The 17836-nt window shown below is 73.5% G+C and carries 9 protein-coding genes; 3 read left to right on the forward strand and 6 right to left on the reverse strand.

Annotated elements, in window-relative coordinates:
* Positions 1–159: 159 nt before the first annotated feature.
* Positions 160–2397, reverse strand: a complete 2238-nt coding sequence (locus tag ABZX85_RS02765; RefSeq protein ID WP_355861907.1) for an ATP-dependent DNA helicase UvrD2 — start codon at positions 2395–2397, stop codon at positions 160–162.
* A gap of 184 nt (positions 2398–2581) precedes the next feature.
* Between ABZX85_RS02765 and ABZX85_RS02770 the strand changes: the two genes are divergently transcribed.
* Entirely contained in the window at positions 2582–2824 is a 243-nt protein-coding gene (locus tag ABZX85_RS02770) for a mycoredoxin (RefSeq protein WP_355861909.1), read from the forward strand.
* A 55-nt stretch (positions 2825–2879) separates the two neighbouring features.
* On the opposite strand, the gene nudC is transcribed toward ABZX85_RS02770, so the two are convergent.
* The 5 genes from nudC to ABZX85_RS02795 form a co-directional block, all read right to left on the reverse strand.
* On the reverse strand, positions 2880–3824 hold the full coding sequence (nudC, locus tag ABZX85_RS02775) for an NAD(+) diphosphatase (RefSeq protein ID WP_355861911.1): 945 nt from the start codon (positions 3822–3824) through the stop codon (positions 2880–2882).
* A gap of 75 nt (positions 3825–3899) precedes the next feature.
* On the reverse strand, positions 3900–5321 hold the full coding sequence (locus ABZX85_RS02780) for a dipeptidase (protein ID WP_355861912.1): 1422 nt from the start codon (positions 5319–5321) through the stop codon (positions 3900–3902).
* A gap of 10 nt (positions 5322–5331) precedes the next feature.
* On the reverse strand, positions 5332–8784 hold the full coding sequence (locus tag ABZX85_RS02785; RefSeq protein WP_355861914.1) for a UvrD-helicase domain-containing protein: 3453 nt from the start codon (positions 8782–8784) through the stop codon (positions 5332–5334).
* Between the two features lie 74 nt (positions 8785–8858).
* The gene (locus ABZX85_RS02790; RefSeq protein ID WP_355861916.1) at positions 8859–12236 is read right to left on the reverse strand and encodes an ATP-dependent DNA helicase; all 3378 of its coding nucleotides are present in this window, start codon (positions 12234–12236) and stop codon (positions 8859–8861) included.
* Between the two features lie 251 nt (positions 12237–12487).
* Entirely contained in the window at positions 12488–12871 is a 384-nt protein-coding gene (locus ABZX85_RS02795; RefSeq protein ID WP_355861918.1) for an MGMT family protein, read from the reverse strand.
* A 185-nt stretch (positions 12872–13056) separates the two neighbouring features.
* Between ABZX85_RS02795 and ABZX85_RS02800 the strand changes: the two genes are divergently transcribed.
* Together ABZX85_RS02800 and ABZX85_RS02805 are read left to right on the forward strand one after the other, a co-directional pair.
* On the forward strand, positions 13057–15774 hold the full coding sequence (locus ABZX85_RS02800; RefSeq protein ID WP_355861920.1) for a lysylphosphatidylglycerol synthase transmembrane domain-containing protein: 2718 nt from the start codon (positions 13057–13059) through the stop codon (positions 15772–15774).
* 414 nt (positions 15775–16188) lie between these two features.
* Positions 16189–17733, forward strand: coding sequence for an alpha/beta hydrolase (locus ABZX85_RS02805; RefSeq protein ID WP_355861922.1), 1545 nt, complete (start codon positions 16189–16191; stop codon positions 17731–17733).
* Positions 17734–17836 lie beyond the last annotated feature (103 nt).

Genomic DNA, 17836 nt, shown 5'->3' on the forward strand with positions numbered 1-17836 from the left:
GCCTCCTCTCGGCGTCTCAAGGACCGGGGATGAACCCGATCCGACGGATATGCAAGTACAACACGGATCAGGGGCCTTCGAGAAGGCCGCCGTCCCGGTGTGTAAGAACCTATGGGGATTGCCGGGGCATGCGCAAACTATTTTTTCGACGAGTTCGCATCATCCCTCGCCCTCCTCCTCCGAAAGGTCCTGACCTGCGCAGATGGCCAGGACATCGGTGCCGTACCGGTTGAGTTTGCGCTGGCCGACGCCGGGGATGCGCGCGAGGTCGCCCGGTTCCTCGGGAGCGGTCTCGGCGATCGCGACCAGCGTCTTGTCGGTGAAGACGCAGAAAGCGGGCTGTCCGGTGCGCTTGGCCTGGACCTCTCGCCAGGAGCGCAGCCTCTCGTAGAGGCCCTCGTCCATGTCGGAGGGGCAGTCGTCGCACCGCAGGAGCTTCAGCTCGCCGCCGTCGGTCAATGTGCGCCCGCAGATCCGGCAGCGCGCCGGTGTGCGCTGCCTGCGGGCGACGGCTCCCGGTGCGCCCGCCCGGCCCGCGGCGGTGCGGTGGGTGCCGCGCTCGACGCCTCCGGAGCCGTCCGGCCGGTCCACGCCTCCCGTACGGCCCGCGCTCCGGCCCGCCGCGCCGCCCGAGCCGGGGCGCAGGCCGGCGAGGAAGCGGGAGGGGCGGCGGCTGGGCCGGCCGCCCGGGGAGCGGGCGAGCGCCCAGGAGACGTGGAGCCGTTCGCGGGCGCGTGTCACGCCGACGTAGAGCAGTCGCCGTTCCTCCTCGATCTGCTCGTCGGTGCGGGCGTAGGTGATCGGCATCATGCCCTCGGCGACGCCGACCAGGAAGACGACGTCCCACTCCAGGCCCTTGGCGGAGTGCAGGGAGGCGAGGGTGACGCCCTGGACGGTCGGGGCGTGCTGGGCGTTCATCCGCTCGTCGAGTTCGGCGACGAGGTCGGCGAGCGTGGCGTCCGGTCGGGCGGCGGTGAAGTCGCGGGCGAGGTGGACGAGCGCGGCCAGGGACTCCCAGCGCTCTCTGACGGCCCCGGAGCCCGCCGGGGGCGCGGAGGTCCAGCCCTCGCCGGAGAGGACGGCACGCACCTGCGAGGGCAGGTCCACGGCGTCGTCCAGCGCGGTGTCGTTGCCGCCGAAGCGGGCGGCGGCGCGCAGGGAGGCGGTCGCCTTGCGGACCTCGGGGCGGTCGAAGAACCGCTCGGCGCCGCGCAGTTGGTAGGGGATGCCGGCGTCGGCGAGGGCCTGTTCGTAGGTCTCGGACTGGGCGTTCGTGCGGAACAGGACGGCGATCTCGGCGGCGGGGACTCCGGCCGCGAGCAGGTCGCCGATGCGGCGGGCGGCGCCCTCGGCCTCCTCCGGTTCGTCCGCGTACTCGGAGTAGACCGGTTCGGGGCCGGGGGCGCGCTGGGAGATCAGCTCCAGCCGGTGGTCGGCGGCCCGGCCGCTGGCCTGGGCGAGGAGGCCGTTGGCGAGGTGGACGACCTGGGGGGTGGAGCGGTAGTCGCGGACCAGTTTGACGACGGTCGCGCCGGGGTGGCGGGTGCGGAAGTCGAGGAGGTGGTCGGGGGTGGCGCCGGTGAAGGAGTAGATGGTCTGGCTGGCGTCGCCGACGACGCACAGGTCGTCGCGGTCGCCGAGCCACAGCTCCAGGAGGCGCTGTTGCAGCGGGCTGACGTCCTGGTACTCGTCGACCACGAAGTGCTGGTACTGGGCGCGGACCTGGTCGGCGATGTCCCGGCGGTCCTGGAGGACGGCGACGGTCAGCAGCAGGACGTCCTCGAAGTCGATGACGCCGCGCTCGCGCTTGAGGTTCTCGTAGGCGGCGTAGAGCTGGGCCAGTTCGGCGGGGTCGCGGGGGGCGTCGCGGCCGGCCTTGACGACGGCGAGGGCGTAGTCGGCGGGGACGGTCTGGGTGACCTTGCACCACTCGATCTCGGCCGTCGCGTCCCGCAGTTCGCCGCGGTCCAGGCGCAGCCCGCAGGAGGCGGCGGCGTCGGCGACGAGCGGGAACTTGCGGTCGACGAGGCGGGGCAGGGCGCCGCCGATGGCCTTCGGCCAGAAGTACTGGAGCTGGCGCAGGGCGGCGGAGTGGAACGTCCGCGCCTGGACGCCCTGGGCGCCGAGCTGGCGCAGCCGGCCGCGCATCTCGCCCGCCGCGCGGTTGGTGAACGTGACGGCGAGGACGCTGGAGGGCTGGAGGATGCCCGCGCGGACCCCGTAGGCGATGCGGTGGGTGATCGCCCTGGTCTTGCCGGTGCCCGCACCGGCCAGCACGCACACCGGGCCGCGCAGGGTGGTCGCCACCTCGCGCTGCTCGGGGTCCAGCCCTTCGAGCACCGCGTCGGTCGAGTCCGGTGCCCGCGGGAAGAGAGGGGAAGGCGTTGCTGCTGTCACACCGCCATGCTGCCAGGTCCGCGGAGACGGGCGGGAAAGTTGTCCACAGGGGCGGCCCGATTGTCGTACCACTGCGGCGGGCGTCACGTCCGGGTGACCTCCGGTGCGGGAATGGTGACGGATGCGCGTACGTTCCTGTCTCTGCGAGGACGCATCCCCGACCCGCCGAAGGAGCGCGAGAGACATGCCGGGCACTGTGACGATGTACAGCACCACGTGGTGCGGCTACTGCCAGCGGCTGAAGAAGCAGCTGGACCGTGAGGGCATCGGGTACACCGAGATCAACATCGAGCACGACCCGGACTCCGCGGCCTTCGTCGAGAAGGCGAACGGCGGGAACCAGACGGTGCCGACCGTGCTGTTCCCCGACGGTTCGACGCTGACGAACCCGTCGCTGGCGCAGGTGAAGCAGAAGATCGGCGCGTAGGCGCGTACGCGCGTGAGGGGCGGTCCCGTTCACCGGGGCCGCCCCTCACGCGTGCTCAGACGAAGCTGCGGGTGGGCAGGGGCTTGCCGTACCAGAGTTCGATCAGGCGGGCCGCGATGGAGATGCCGTAGGGCGGCAGGACCTCGCCGGACTCGAAGGCGGCGGCCAGTTCGTCGCGGGAGAACCAGCGGGCCTCGTGGATCTCGTCGCCGTCGACCTGGATGTCGGTGGACGTGGCGTGCGCGAGGAAGCCGAGCATCAGGCTGGACGGGAAGGGCCAGGGCTGGCTGGCGACGTACTCGACGCGGCCGACGGTGACGCCGACCTCCTCGAAGACCTCGCGGCGCACGGACGTCTCGATGGACTCGCCGGGCTCGACGAACCCGGCGAGGGTCGAGAAGCGCCCTTCCGGCCAGTGGACCTGGCGGCCGAGCAGGAGGCGGTCCTCGTCGTCCGTGACGGCCATGATGACGGCCGGGTCGGTGCGCGGGTAGTGCTCCGCGCCGCAGGCCGGGCAGCGGCGGATGTGGCCCGCGGCGGCGATGACGGTGCGTTCGCCGCAGCGGGAGCAGAAGCGGTGTGTGCGCTGCCAGTTCTCCAGGCCGACCGCGTGGACCATCAGGCCGACGTCCCGCGCGGACAGCAGCAGGCCCGCCTCGCGCAGGCCCGCGGGGCGCGCGGACTGGTCGATGCGGCCGGGCAGGGCGTCCTTCTGGAGGGCGAAGTAGCTGACGCCGTCGTCCCCGGTGCCCAGGAAGTAGCGGTGCGCCTCGGTGAGGGGGGCCTCGAAGGAGGGCGTCATGACGAGTTCGGTCCGGCCGTCGGGCGTCTCGTCGATGAGGACCTGGCCGCCGGAGACCACGAAACAGCGGGTGGTGGGGTGGCTCCACGCCGCGGCGAGCCACGCCTCGTCGAGCCGGTGGTGGGCGGCGCGGTCGATGCCGCTGGGCGCGGTGAGCGACACGGGCCGGTCGGCGTTCGGGTCGGTCCAGGTGGTCACGGGTACTTCCAACTCCCCCGGGGCGGCGGTTGGTTCGGCGGGACGTACGGCAGGGGCGGGTGCGGGTGCGGTCGGTCAGGGTGCATGGCGCCAGGTGCGCGCGAGGTCGTCCCACAGGTGGGCGGTGGTCTCGACGCCTTTGAGGAGCAGGTCCAGTTCGACCTTCTCGTTCGGCGCGTGCCAGCCGTCGGAGGGGACGGAGATGCCCAGGAACAGCACCGGGGCGCCGAGGACCTCCTGGAGGTCGGCGGCGGGCCCGGAGCCGCCCTCGCGGGTGAAGCGGACCGGCTGCTCGAAGGCGAGCCGCATCGCGCGGACGACGGACTGGAGCGCGGGGTGGCCGAGCGGGGTCAGGCACGGGCGCGTGGCGGGGCTGAAGTCGATCTCGCAGCGGATGCCGGCGGGCACCTGTGCGGCCACCCACGCGCGGACGGCCTTCTCGACGGCGTCGGGGTCCTGTCCCGCGACGAGCCGGAACGACAGTTTCACGAAGGCGGACGCCGGGACGATCGTCTTGCTGCCGGCGCCCTGGTAGCCGCCGCCGATGCCGTTGACCTCGGCGGTCGGGCGGGCCCAGACGCGCTCCAGGGTGCTGAAGCCGGCCTCGCCCCGGGCGGCGTGGGAGTGCGCGGTGCGCAGCCAGCGGGGTTCGTCGAAGGGGAGTTCGGCGAAGAGGGCGCGCTCCTCGTCGGTGAGGTCGACGACGCCGTCGTAGAAGCCGGGGACCGCCACGCGCGCGTGGTCGTCGTGCAGGGCGGCGACCAGGCGCGCGATCTCGGTGGCCGGGTTGGGGACGGCGCCGCCGAAGGAGCCGGAGTGGATGTCCTGGTCGGGGCCGTGGAAGCGGATCTCGCAGTCGGTGAGGCCGCGCATGCCGGTGCAGACGGTGGGGGTGTCCTCGGCCCACATGCCGGTGTCGGAGACGATCACGGCGTCGGCGGCGAGCCGGTGCGCGTTCGCCTCGACGAGGGCACGGAAGTTCGGGGAGCTGGACTCCTCCTCGCCCTCGATCAGCAGCTTGAGGTGGACGGCCGGGGCGGTGCGGCCGGTGACGGCGAGGTGGGCGCGGACGCCCAGGGTGTGGAAGAAGACCTGGCCCTTGTCGTCGGCCGCCCCGCGCGCGTAGAGGCGGTTGTCGCGGACGACGGGGTCGAAGGGGTCGGTGTCCCAGCCGTCCTCGCGGGCGGCGGGCTGTACGTCGTGGTGGCCGTAGACGAGGACCGTGGGCGCCTCGGGGTCGTCCGAGGGCCATTCCGCGTAGACGGCGGGGGCGCCGGGGGTGGGCCAGACCTCGACGACCGGGAAGCCCGTCCCGGTGAGGCGGGCGGCGAGCCAGTCGGCGCTGCGGCGGACGTCCGGCGCGTGCTCCGGCTGAGCGGAGACGGAGGGGATGCGCAGCCACTCGGCGAGATCAGCGAGGAAGGCGGCGCGGTGCTCCTCGATGTACGCGCGGACGGCGCTGACGTCACTGACGGCGCTGTCAATGGGCTGGCTCATGCTGACGAGCCTATCCGCCCGCACCGACATCGTCGCCGGGCGCCCGTGCCCCCACGGGCGGTTCGGCGGTGGCCTCCTGACCCCGAAGAATCCGCTCCAGCGCGGCTCTTCCGGGCAGTTCCGGGGGCTGGACGACGTCTCCGGTCCTCACGTAGAGGAACGCCGCTGTGACGGATTCCACGGGCACGCCCTCCTGCTCGGCCCACGCGAGCCGGTACAGGGCGAGCTGCAAGGGGTCGGCGGTGCGCTCCCGGTGCGTCTTCCAGTCGACGATCTCGTACGTGGCGCTCTCGCCGTCGCCCCCCTTGTAGACGGCGTCGATACGGCCCCGTACGACGCGGCCGGCGAGGGAGATCTGGAAGGGGGCCTCCACGCGGTGGGGTGTGCGGCGGGCGTAGTCGGTGCGCTCGAACGCCTCCTTCAGGGCCTCCAGGTCCTGTTCGTCGTCGATCTGCGCGTCCTCGGTGCCGGGCAGGTCCTCGGGTTCCAGGAGGGGCAGGGTGAGGGCCTCCCAGCGGGCCTCCACCCAGGCGTGGAACCGGGTTCCCCGGCGCGCGGCCGGTTTCGGCGGCTGGGGCATCGGGCGGGCCAGTTCCTGCGCGAGGCCGTCCGGGTCGTCGGCGAGGCGCATGACCTGGGAGGCGGTGAGGACGGCGGGCAGGGGGACGTCGGTGACGGTCCGGCGCGCGCGCAGGAGTTCGCCCGTGAGGGCGTCGAGGTCGCGGTCCCAGGAGGCGATCGTGCGGGCGTCCTCCGGGGTGAGGGGGGTGGGGGCGGGGCGGCGGGCGTGGGGGACGTGCGGGGGGTCGGAGGGGGCGTCGTACGGCTCCGTATCGTCGTACGGCTCCGTTTCGTCGTACGGGGGCGTCTCGTCGTACGGGTCCGTGTCGTCGTACTCGGGGTCGTACGGGTCTTCGTCGTCCGGGGGTGGGGGCCAGTCGGGGTCCTCGTGGGCGTGGGGGGTGTGGAGGGCGGTGGGGGTGTCGAGGTGGGTGAGGACGGTGTCGGCGGCGGCGCGGCGGCGGCGCAGGGCGGTGTCGTCGAGGGGGAGCGGCCAGGCGTGGTCGGCGGCGGTGTCCTGGAGGGTGGGGTTCTCCTCGTCCTCCTCGGGTGCGTCGGCCCACACCTCGATCTCGCCGTGTCCGGCGGCGCAGTGGTCGTGGAGGGCAGTCAGGAAGCCGGAGGGGCCGCGGGGTTTCTTCTGGGTGGGGCCCCACCAGTGGCCGGAGCCGATCAGGAGGCTGCGGGGGCGGGTGAAGGTGACGTAGCCGAGGCGGAGCTCCTCGGTGTGCTGGTGGTCCTTCATGTCCTCGTGGAACGCCTTCATGCCCTTGGCGTCCCAGCTCGGGACGGACGGGAGGGTGTCGGCGTCGCCGCGCAGGGCGTGCGGGAGGACCTTCGCCTGGGTGGTCCACTTCTCGCGGCCCTTGGCGCTCGGGAAGGTGCCCTCGACGAGGCCCGGGACGGCGACGACGTCCCATTCCAGGCCCTTGGACTTGTGGGCGGTGAGGACCTTGACGGTGTTCTCGCCGCCGGGGAGGGCGTTGTCGAGGCCCTTCTCGTACTGGGCGGCGGTGCGCAGGAAGGCGAGGAAGGCGAGGAGGGTGGCCTGGCCGTCGTGTGCCGTGAAGGACGCGGCGACGTCGAGGAAGTTCGACAGGGTCTCGCGGCGGCGGGCGGCCAGCGCGTGCGGGGACGCCGAGAGTTCGACCTCCAGTCCGGTGACGGCGAGGACGCGGTGCAGGACGTCCATCAGCGGGTCGGACAGGGAGCGGCGCAGGTCGCGCAGTTCGGTGGCGAGGTAGGCGAAGCGCACGCGCGCCTCGGACGAGAACGGCAGCGTGTCGTCGTCGCCCGTGCCCTCCAGGAAGGTGTCCAGGGCGTCCGCGAGCGATATCACCTCGGCCGGGTCGGTGCCCTCGACGGCGGCGGCGAGGCGCCGGTCGGGGTCGTTGTCGTCGTCCACGCGTGCGTGCGTCACGAGATGGCGGGCGCGGCGGCCCAGGAGGGCGAGGTCGCGGGCGCCGATGCGCCAGCGGGGGCCGGTGAGGAGGCGGACCAGGGAGGCGTTGGCGCCGGGGTCCTGGAGGACCTCGCAGACGGCGACGAGGTCGGCGACCTCGGGGAGGTGCAGCAGCCCGGAGAGGCCGACGACCTCCACGGGGACGTCGCGGGCGACGAGGGCGCCCTGGATCTCGGCGAAGTCGGTGGCCGTGCGGCACAGGACGGCGATCTCGCCGGGTGCCTTGCCTGTGTTCACCAGGTGGGCGATGGAGTCGGCGATCCAGTCGATCTCCTCGGCGTGGGTGCGCAGGAGGGCGCAGCGGACCGTGCCGTCGCGTTCGGCGCCGGGGGCCGGGCGCAGGGCCTCCACGCCCGCGTGCATGGCGCGCAGGGGCTCGGCGAGGCCGTTGGCGAGGTCGAGGAGGCGTCCGCCGCTGCGGCGGTTCTCGCTGAGGGCCTGTCGGGTGGCGGGGCGGCCGTCGGCGTGCGCGAAGTGCTCCGGGAAGTCGTCGAGGTTGGCGACGGAGGCGCCGCGCCAGCCGTAGATGGCCTGGCAGGGGTCGCCGACGGCGGTGACGGGGTGGCCGGTGCCGCCGCCGAAGAGACCGGCGAGGAGGATGCGCTGGGCGACGGAGGTGTCCTGGTACTCGTCGAGGAGGACCACCTTGAACTCCTCGCGCAGGGCGCGGCCGACCTCGGGGATGCCGGCGAGCCTCGCGGAGAGGGCGATCTGGTCGCCGAAGTCGAGGAGGTCGCGGTCGCGTTTGGCGGTGCGGTAGCGGCGTACCAGGGCGGCGAGGTCGAGGCGGGCGGTGGCCGTCTCGGGGACCTTGCGCAGGTCGGCGTTGCTGAGTTTCGCGCTCTGGAGGGTCGTCAGCAGGTCGGTGTCCCAGGCGCGCAGGTCGTCGGGGGCGACGAGGTGTTCGGCGAGTTCGGCGTCGAGCGCGAGGAGGTCGGCGGTGAGGTCGGCGAAGGAGCGGGTGAGCGCCGGGTAGGGGCCGGGGGCCTCGCGCAGGACCCGCGCGGCGAGCTGGAAGCGGGTCGCGTCGGCGAGGAGGCGGGAGGTGGGCTCCAGGCCGAGGCGCAGGCCGTGGTCGGTCAGGAGGCGGCCCGCGAAGGAGTGGTACGTCGAGATGACGGGCTCGCCCGGGGGGTTGTCCGGGTCGACGGGGTCGGGGTCGGTGACGCCGGCCGCGACGAGTGCCTTGCGGACGCGCTCGGCGAGTTCTCCGGCCGCCTTGTTGGTGAACGTCAGGCCGAGGACCTGTTCCGGGGCGACCTGGCCGGTGCCGACGAGCCACACCACGCGTGCGGCCATCACGGTCGTCTTCCCGGACCCCGCTCCGGCCACGATCACCTGCGGGGCGGGCGGTGCCGTGATGCAGGCCGTCTGCTCCGGGGTGAAGGGGATGCCGAGGAGCGCTTTGAGCTGCTCGGGGTCGGTGATGCGGGAGGACATGCGGGGAAGGCTAGTGGGCGGCACTGACAACGGCGGACAAATGTCATGGCCATCTCCGTGCCGGGCGGGTCTCCTCACTCCACCACGTGCCGTCCTTCGGGCCGCGCGCTGCACGACGCGCGGAACGCGCAGTGGGTGCAGTGCTGGCCGGCGTCGGGGGTGAAGCGTTCGTCGAGGACCTTCCCGGCGGCCGTGGCGAGCAGGTCGCCGACCCATTCGCCGGACAGCGGTTCCTGGGCCTGCACCTTGGGGAGCGTCTCGCCGCCGTCGCGCACGGCGGCGCCCTGGCGGAGCTGCACGAGTTCCGCGCCGCCCGGCTCGGGCCGTACCCCGTCGAAGACCTCGTCGACGGCGCCCTCGCGCACGGCGAGCTGGTAGACGGCGAGCTGGGGGTGGCGGGCGACCTCGGCGGAGGTGGGGGCCTGCTTGCCGGTCTTGAAGTCGACGACGTAGGCGCGGCCGTCGGTGTCGGCCTCGACGCGGTCCATCTGGCCGCGGATGCGCACCTCGTAGTCGCCGGCCCCGAGGGTGACGTCGAAGTCGTGCTCGCTCGCCACGGGGGTGCGTCCCGCGCGGTCGAGCACATGCCACTTCAGGAAGCGTTCGAGCGCCACGCGGGCGTTGTGCTTCTCCTGCTCCGACTTCCAGGGCGCGTCGAAGGCGAGCGCGTTCCACACGGAGTCCAGGCGTTCCATGAGGACGTCGAGGTCGGCGGGGGTGCGCCCGGAGGCGACCTCGTCGGCGAGGACGTGGACGACGTTGCCGAAGCCCTGCGCGGCGGTCGCGGGCGCGTCGGCCTTCACCTCGCGGCCCAGGAACCACTGGAGGGCGCAGGTGTTGGCGAGTTGGTCGAGGGCGCTGCCGGACAGGACGACGGGCTGGTCGCGGTCGCGCAGCGGGACCTTGCTCTCGGTGCGGTCCCACATGCCCCACCAGCGGTAGGGGTGGGCGGCGGGGACCAGCGGGCGGCCGTCCTCGTCGGCGAGCGCGGCGAGGCGGGCGAGGCGGCGCGCGGCGGCCTCCCGGAGGGCGTCGGAGGCGCGCGGGTCGACGGTGGTGGCGCGCAGTTCGGCGACGAGCGCGGGGACCGACAGGGGGCGGCGGGGGCGGCCCGTCACGTCCTTGGGTTCGACGCCGAGTTCGGTGAGGAACCGGGAGGGCTGGTCGCCGTCGTCGGCGGGCGCCTTCACGGCGGTGACGACGAGGCGCTCGCGCGCACGCGTGGCGGCGACGTAGAACAGGCGGCGCTCCTCGGCGAGGAGCGCGCCCGGGGTGAGCGGTTCGGCGAGCCCGTCGCGGCCGATGCGGTCGGCCTCCAGGAGGGAGCCGCGCCGGCGCAGGTCGGGCCAGAGTCCCTCCTGGACCCCGGCGACGACCACCAGGCGCCACTGGAGGCCCTTGGAGCGGTGCGCGGTCATCAGCCGCACCGCGTCGGGCCGGACGACGCGCCGGGTGAGGGTGTCGGCCGCGATGTCCTCGGCCTCCAGTTCCTCCAGGAAGTTCAGGGCGCCCCGGCCGCCGGTGCGGGCCTCCGCGCGGGCGGCCGTCGCGAACAGCGCGCACACGGCGTCGAGGTCGCGGTCGGCGTTGCGGCCCGCCGCGCCGCCGCGCAGGGCGGTCCTGGCGAGCCGTCCGGGCCAGTTGGTGCGGGCCCACAGCTCCCACAGGGCCTCTTCGGCGGTGCCGCCGTCCGCGAGGCGCGCGCGTGCCCGCGCGAGGAGGTCTCCGAGGCGTTGGGCGCCCCGGGCGTGGGCGGGGTCGTGCGCGGCGAGCCGCTGCGGTTCGGCGACCGCGCGGGCGAGGAGTTCGTCCGAGGGGGGCGGCAGGGGGTTGCCGCCGGCCCGCTCCTCGTCGCGCAGGGCGCGGCCGAGGCGGCGGACGTCGGCGGCGTCCATCGCGGCGAGGGGGGAGGCGAGGAGGGTGAGGGCGGTCTCGGTGTCGAGCCAGACGGGGGGTTCGTCCTCCGGGGGGTTCGGGGCGTCCGTGTCGTCCGGGTGCTCCGGGGCGTCCGGGGTGTTCGAGTCGTCCCGGGTGTCCCGGTGGCTCGTGCGGTGTGTCGCCTCCGCCGTCGCGACCGCCCTGAGGGCCGTCAGCAGGGGGGCCACCGCCGGTTCGTGGCGGAGGGGGACGTCGGCGCCGTCGGTGTGCAGGGGGACGCCCGCCGTGCTGAGGGCGCGGCGCAGGGCCGGTACGGAGCGGGAGCCGGCGCGCACGAGGACGGCCATGTCGCGCCAGGGGACGCCGTCCTCCAGGTGGGCGCGGCGCAGGATGTCGGCGATGTTGTCGAGTTCGGTGCCGGCCGTCGGGTACGTGTACACCTCGACGCCGCCGCCGTCGCGCGCGGGGGCGAGGGCGCGGTGGGCGCGGACCTTGTCGGCCGGGAGGCGCGTGAGGGGCATGCGCTGGGCGAGCAGGCGGGTGGCGGTCAGGAGGTGCGCGGCGGACCGGCGCGAGGTGCGCAGGACCTCGACGGGGGCGGGGCTGCCGTCCGCGCGCGGGAAGGTGTGCGGGAAGTCGAGGATGCCGTTCACGTCGGCGCCCCGGAAGGCGTAGATCGACTGGTCGGGGTCGCCGAGGGCGACGAGGGTGCGGCCGTCCCCGGCGAGCGCGCGCAGCAGGCGTACCTGGGCGGGGTCGGTGTCCTGGTACTCGTCGACGTAGACGGCGTCGTACCGCGCGGCGAGCTGCCGGGCCGCCTCGGGGCGCTGGGCGAGGAGCACCGCGCGGTGGACGAGTTCGGCGTAGTCGAGGACGCCCTGGAGGTCGAGGACGTCGAGGTACTCGGCGAGGAAGACGGCGGCGGCGCGCCAGTCGGGGCGGCCGATGCGGTCGGCGAAGGCGCTCAGGGCCTCGGGGCCGAGCCCGAGTTCGCGGCTGCGGGCGAGCACCGCGCGGACCTCGTCGGCGAACCCGCGGGTGGTGAGGCAGGCGCGCAGTTCGTCGGGCCAGCTGACGTGCGCGAGGCCGAGGCGCTGGAGGTCGAGCTGCCCGGCGAGCAGTTCGCGGACGGTGACGTCCTGTTCGGGTCCGGAGAGCAGCCGCAGGGGCTCCACGAACAGTTCGCTGTCCTGGTGGGCGCGGACCAGGGCGTAGCAGAACGAGTGGAAGGTGGTCGCCTGGGGGGCGCGCGAGGCGCCCATGCGCAGGGCCATCCGGTCGCGCAGTTCGACGGCGGCCTTGCGGCTGAACGTCAGGACGAGCACGCGCGCGGGGTCGCCGCCGCGCGCGACGCGGGCGGCGACGGACTCGACGAGGGTGGTGGTCTTGCCGGTGCCGGGGCCGGCGAGAACCAGCAGGGGGCCGGTGGTGTGGTCAACCACCGCGCGCTGTGCGGCGTCCAGACGAGGGGGAGCCTCGCGGGCCGGAGGGGTGCGCACCAGTCGGTAGGCGCCACGGGTCCCCTGCCGTACCTGGGGGTGCGGCAGGCGTCCTGTGGAGGAAGAGGAGCTCACGTGGTTCGCCGGTCCTGGTGGGTGTGCTGGTCCGTCGCCGACCGTCCGTGCCGGGCGGTGGTCTCGGGATGAGGAGGACGCGTGGGGCCGACGCTACGCCGGGAGCCGGTCCGGAGGCTGGCCTTCCGGTCGGTCCCGTGCGCCTCGTACGGCTCGCACGTCCCTTGCCTCTCGAACGTACGTCATGCCCGGGGTGTGCCCCGGTTCACCCGAACGGCGTACGGCCCCCGCGAGAGGTGCCGGGGCGGCTGTCAGGCGGGGCCGGCCGCGTCGCCGCCGTCCCAGCGCGCCCGCTTCATGTCGAGGCGGGGCAGGTGGCCTTGGGAGGCCGCGCTCGCCGTTCTCAGTGGGGTGCCCTCGGCGCGGTAGTGGTCGAGGGCCCGCAGTTCGTGTCCGGGCAGCAGAGCGCCGTCCGCGCGCACGACACGCCACCACGGGACGGCGCCGCCGTACAGGGCCATCACCCGCCCCACCTGCCGGGGCCCGCCCTCCTGGAGCCACTCGGCGACGTCACCGTACGTCATGACGCGGCCGGGCGGGATCAGCTCGGCGACGTCGAGGACCCGCTCGGCGTATTCGGGCAGTGCGTCCGTGTACTCCGGGCGGGCGTCGTCGGGAGGGCTCTGCTCGCTCATCCGCCCCATCCTGCCGCACCGCACCGACAATGCGACGGGTCCACGACGCTGTGCGGCCTTCGCCCCCGCAGGGTGCTTCAGGCAGACTGTGCGCCCCGCGTTCGCACCCTGACATCACCGGATGTCGGTCGGGCATGCCACCATCGTGCGGGCGGTGACCGGTGATACGAGATCAAGAAGAGACGATGAAGCAGCAGGGTGTGCATTCCGAGGACGCGGAGGGCACCTCTGACGACGCTTCGCGCCGGGAGCCGGCCGAACCGCCCGCGCGCGTGGGCGCGAAGAAGCACGAGGAGTACACCGACGTGGCACACGTGGACGAGGTGGAGGGCGACGAACCGCTGCTCCCCGCGCGCGTGCACCGCCCCTCGGACCTCATGCGACTCCTGGTGGGCGTCCTCGCGGTGGTGGTGCTCCTGGCGATCGCCGCGTTCGCGCACGGCACCACCTCCGGCCTGGAGCAGGACATCAACAAGGGCACCGGTCAGGCGCCCGACCTGCTGATCAAGATCGCGGGGCTCGCGTCCAGCATCGCGATCCTCCTGGTGCCGGTCGCGTTCGCCATCGAACGGCTGATCAAGCGCGACGGGCTGCGGATCGCGGACGGCGTCCTGGCGGCCGTCCTCGCGCACGGCGTGACGCTCGCCACGGACCTGTGGGTCGCGAAGGGCGCCCCGGACTCGATCCGGGAGGCGCTCACCCAGCCCTCCCCCGGTGACATCCACGCGCTGACCGACCCGGTGCACGGCTATCTCGCGCCCGTCATCGCCTATATGTCGGCCGTGGGCATGTCACGCCGGCCGCGCTGGCGGGCCGTGCTGTGGATCGTGCTGCTGCTCGACGCGCTGTCGATGCTGGTCACCGGCTACACGACACCCTTCTCGATCATCCTGACGGTCCTGATCGGCTGGAGCGTCGCCTACGGCACGCTGTACGCGGTCGGCTCGCCGAACGTCCGCCCCACCGGGCGCACGCTGATGGCGGGCCTCAGGACGGTCGGCTTCCGGCCGGTGAGCGCCGCGCGCGTGGAGGCGGCGGAGTCCGGGGACAACGACCGGGGGCGGCGCTATTTCGTCACCCTGGAGGACGGCGCCCCGCTGGACGTCACGGTCGTGGACCGGGAACAGCAGGCGCAGGGGTTCTTCTACCGCGCGTGGCGCAATCTCGCGCTGCGCGGCTTCGCGACCCGCTCCAGCCTCCAGTCGCTGCGCCAGGCGCTGGAGCAGGAGGCGCTCCTCGCGTACGCGGCGATCGCGGCGGGCGCCAACGCGCCCAAGCTGATCGCGATGTCCGAGCTGGGTCCGGACGCCGTGATGCTGGTCTACGAGCACACCGGCGGGCGCACACTGGACTCGCTGGCGGACGCGGAGATCACCGACGAGGTGCTGCACAACGCGTGGCACCAGGTGCGCGCGCTCCAGTCCCGGCGCATCGCGCACCGCAGGCTCGCCGGGGACGCGATCCTGGTGGATCGTTCCGGCACGGTGATCCTCACGGATCTGCGCGGCGGCGAGATCGCCGCGAGTTCCCTGCTGCTGCTCATGGACATCGCCCAGTTGGTGACGACCCTGGGGCTGCGGGTGGGCGCCGAGCGGGCGGTGGCCTCGGCGGTGAGCGTGCTCGGTCCGGACGCGGTCGCCGACTGTCTGCCGATGCTCCAGCCGATCGCGTTGACGCGCTCCACGCGCGCGACGCTGCGCCGGCTGGCCAGGGAACGGGCGCAGCGCGAGCGGGACGCGGTCCTGGAGGCGTCCAGACAGGCCAAGCAGGCCCGCGCGGAGGCCCACCAGGAGCCGGAGGCCGCGGCGACCGGGAAGGCCGCCAAGAAGACGCTGAAGGCCGAGGCGCGGGCCGAGAAGCGGGCGATCGACGAAGCCGTGGACGGGGCGCGCGAGGACGACCTGCTCACCCAGATCCGGCACGAGGTACTGCTCATCCGCCCGCAGGCACCGGTCGAACCGGCCCGGCTGGAGCGGGTGCGACCGCGTACGCTGCTGAGCTTCATGGCGGGCGCGCTGGGCGCGTACTTCCTGCTGACGCAGCTCACCCACATCGAGTTCGGCCCGCTGATCTCGAACGCCGAGTGGGGCTGGGTGGCCGCCGCGGTGGCGTTCTCCGCGCTCAGCTACGTCGCCGCGGCGATGAGCCTGCTGGGGTTCGTGCCGGAGCGAGTGCCGTTCCCCCGGACGGTGGCCGCGCAGGTCGCCGGGTCCTTCGTGAAGATCGTCGCGCCGGCCGCGGTCGGCGGGGTCGCCCTCAACACGCGGTTCCTGCAACGGCAGGGGGTGCGGCCGGGGCTCGCGGTGGCCAGTGTGGGCGCCTCGCAGCTCTTCGGGCTCGGCTGTCACATCGTGATGCTGCTGTCCTTCGGCTATCTGACGGGCATCGAGAAGACGCCGTCGCTGACGCCGTCCCGGACGGTCATCGCCGGGCTGCTGACGGTCGCGGTGCTCGTCCTCGTGGTGACGTCGGTGCCGTTCCTGCGGAAGTTCGTCGCCACGCGCGTGCGGTCGCTGTTCGCGGGGGTCGTGCCGCGCATGCTGGACATCCTCCAGCGGCCCCAGAAGCTCGTCACCGGCATCGGCGGGATGCTCCTGCTGACCGCCTGCTTCGTCATGTGCCTGGACGCCTCGATCCGGGCCTTCGGCAACGAGTCGACGTCCATCAGCCTCGCCAGCGTCGCCGTCGTCTTCCTGGCGGGCAACGCGCTCGGCTCCGCCGCCCCGACGCCGGGCGGGGTGGGCGCCGTGGAAGCCACCCTCACGGTCGGCCTGATCGCCGTCGGCCTCCCCAAGGAGGTCGCCGCCCCCGCCGTCCTCCTCTTCCGCCTCCTGACCCTCTGGCTCCCCGTCCTCCCGGGCTGGCTGGCGTTCAACCACCTGTCCCGGAAGGGTGCGTTGTAGGTCCCCCGGAGGGGCGGTGACCGGACCACCCGGAGGCGGGCACGCGCGCGGGCGCGCCGGAACGAGGCGATCGACGAACCCGGCGGATCGGACGTGGGCTACGCGCGCGGGCGCGCCGGACGAGCCGCTGCCGGGTGGGGGCGCCCCGGCGGCGGTGCGGAGGAAGACCCGCGTACGGGTGCGGCGGCGGCGACGCGTCTGCCCAGGAGGACGTGCCGCGCGTCGGCAACGTCCTGCGGCCCGTTCACCGGCAGGCCCCCTCCGCGAGATCCGGCACAGCTCTCCCGCCGCCGAGCCCTCCTTGCCCACCCGGCATCCCGACGCCCGGCCCTCTCCCCCGCCGTCCGGCCTTCCCCGGGCCCCGGTCCCTCGTACGGCTCCCGCCACGCGCGCGCACCACCCCCCGCCCGCAGGATGGAGCACATGGCGAAACGTTCCCTCGTGCTGGTCTCCACCGCCGTGCTCCTGTCGTCCCTCGTGACGGCCTGCGGGGGCGACTCCGGGGAAGAGGGGTCGGCGGGGCAGAAGCTGAGCTGGAAGGACTGTCCGGCGCCGTCGCAGGCGGAGGGCGGCGGGAGCGCGCCGTCCGCGCTGCCGGACGGGGGGTCGTGGCAGTGCGCGACCATGAAGGCGCCCCGGGACTGGGCGAAACCCGAGGGCGACACGATCGGCATCGCGCTGATCCGCGCGCGGGCGAGCGGGGACGCCGGTGAGCGCATCGGCTCGCTGCTGTTCAACTTCGGCGGTCCCGGCGGTTCGGGCGTCACGACCCTGCCGTCGTTCGGCTCGGACTACGACAAACTGCGCACCCGGTACGACCTGGTGAGCTTCGACCCGCGCGGGGTCGGCCGCAGCGCCGGTGTGAAGTGCGAGGACGACCGGCAGCTCGACGCCTACTTCCAGCAGGACATGACCCCGGACGACGCCACCGAGCGCACGCGGCTCCTGGACAACACGAAGGAGTTCAACGCGGCCTGCGCGAAGAACTCCGAGAAGATGCTCCCGTTCGTGCGGACCACCGACGCGGCCCGGGACATGGACCTCATGCGGCAGGTCCTCGGCGACGACAAGCTGTACTACTTCGGCATCTCCTACGGCACCGAACTCGGCGGCGTCTACGCGCACCTGTTCCCGAAGAACGTCGGCCGCGCGGTCCTCGACGCGGTCGTCGACCCCACCCAGACCTCCGAACAGGGCTCCCTGGGCCAGGCGAAGGGCTTCCAGCTCGCCCTCGACAACTACGCCGAGAACTGCGTCTCCCAGACCGAGGACTGCCCCGTCGGCGACACCGCGCAGGACGTGAAGAACCGCATCGCCGCACTTCTCAAGAGCCTCGACACCAAGCCGCTGCCAGGCAATTTCCCGCGCGTCCTGACCCAGACCGCCGCCACCAACGGCATCGCGCAGGCCCTGTACTCGAAGGACTTCTGGGAGTACCTCACCGAGGGGCTGGAGCAGGCGTACGAGGGTGACGGCAAGGTCCTGATGCTGCTGTCGGACCTGATGAACGGCCGCAGCACGAACGGCGAGTACAGCAACATGACCGCCGCCAACACCGCCATCAACTGCGCCGACGACAAACCCCGTTACACCCCGGCCGACGTCGAGCGCAGGCTCCCCGAGTTCCGCGCCGCCTCCCCCGTCTTCGGGGACTTCCTCGCCTGGGGCATGGTCAGCTGCACCGGCTGGGCCGTCCCCGGCGCCGCCGACCACCCCGACGTGAGCGCGCCGGGCTCGGCCCCAGTCCTCGTCATCGGCAACACCGGCGACCCCGCGACCCCGTACGAGGGGGCCCGCAAGATGGTGGACGCGCTGGGCAAGGGCGTCGGGGTCGAGCTGACGTACAAGGGGCAGGGACACGGCGCCTACGACAGCAAGGACAAGTGCGTCCAAGCCGCGGTGAACGGCTACCTCCTGAACGGGAGGGTACCGGCGGCCGGCACCGTCTGCCCTCACTGAAACCGCTGGTCACAGGGTTATCCACAGGCTCTCACGGGGTTTTCGCGATCCGCCTACGATGGCCTCACAGCCGCTCGACGCACGGTGCGGGCGGCATGGGAGG

It is taken from the genome of Streptomyces sp. NPDC004539 (genome assembly GCF_040610055.1).
Taxonomy (GTDB): Bacteria; Actinomycetota; Actinomycetes; order Streptomycetales; family Streptomycetaceae; genus Streptomyces.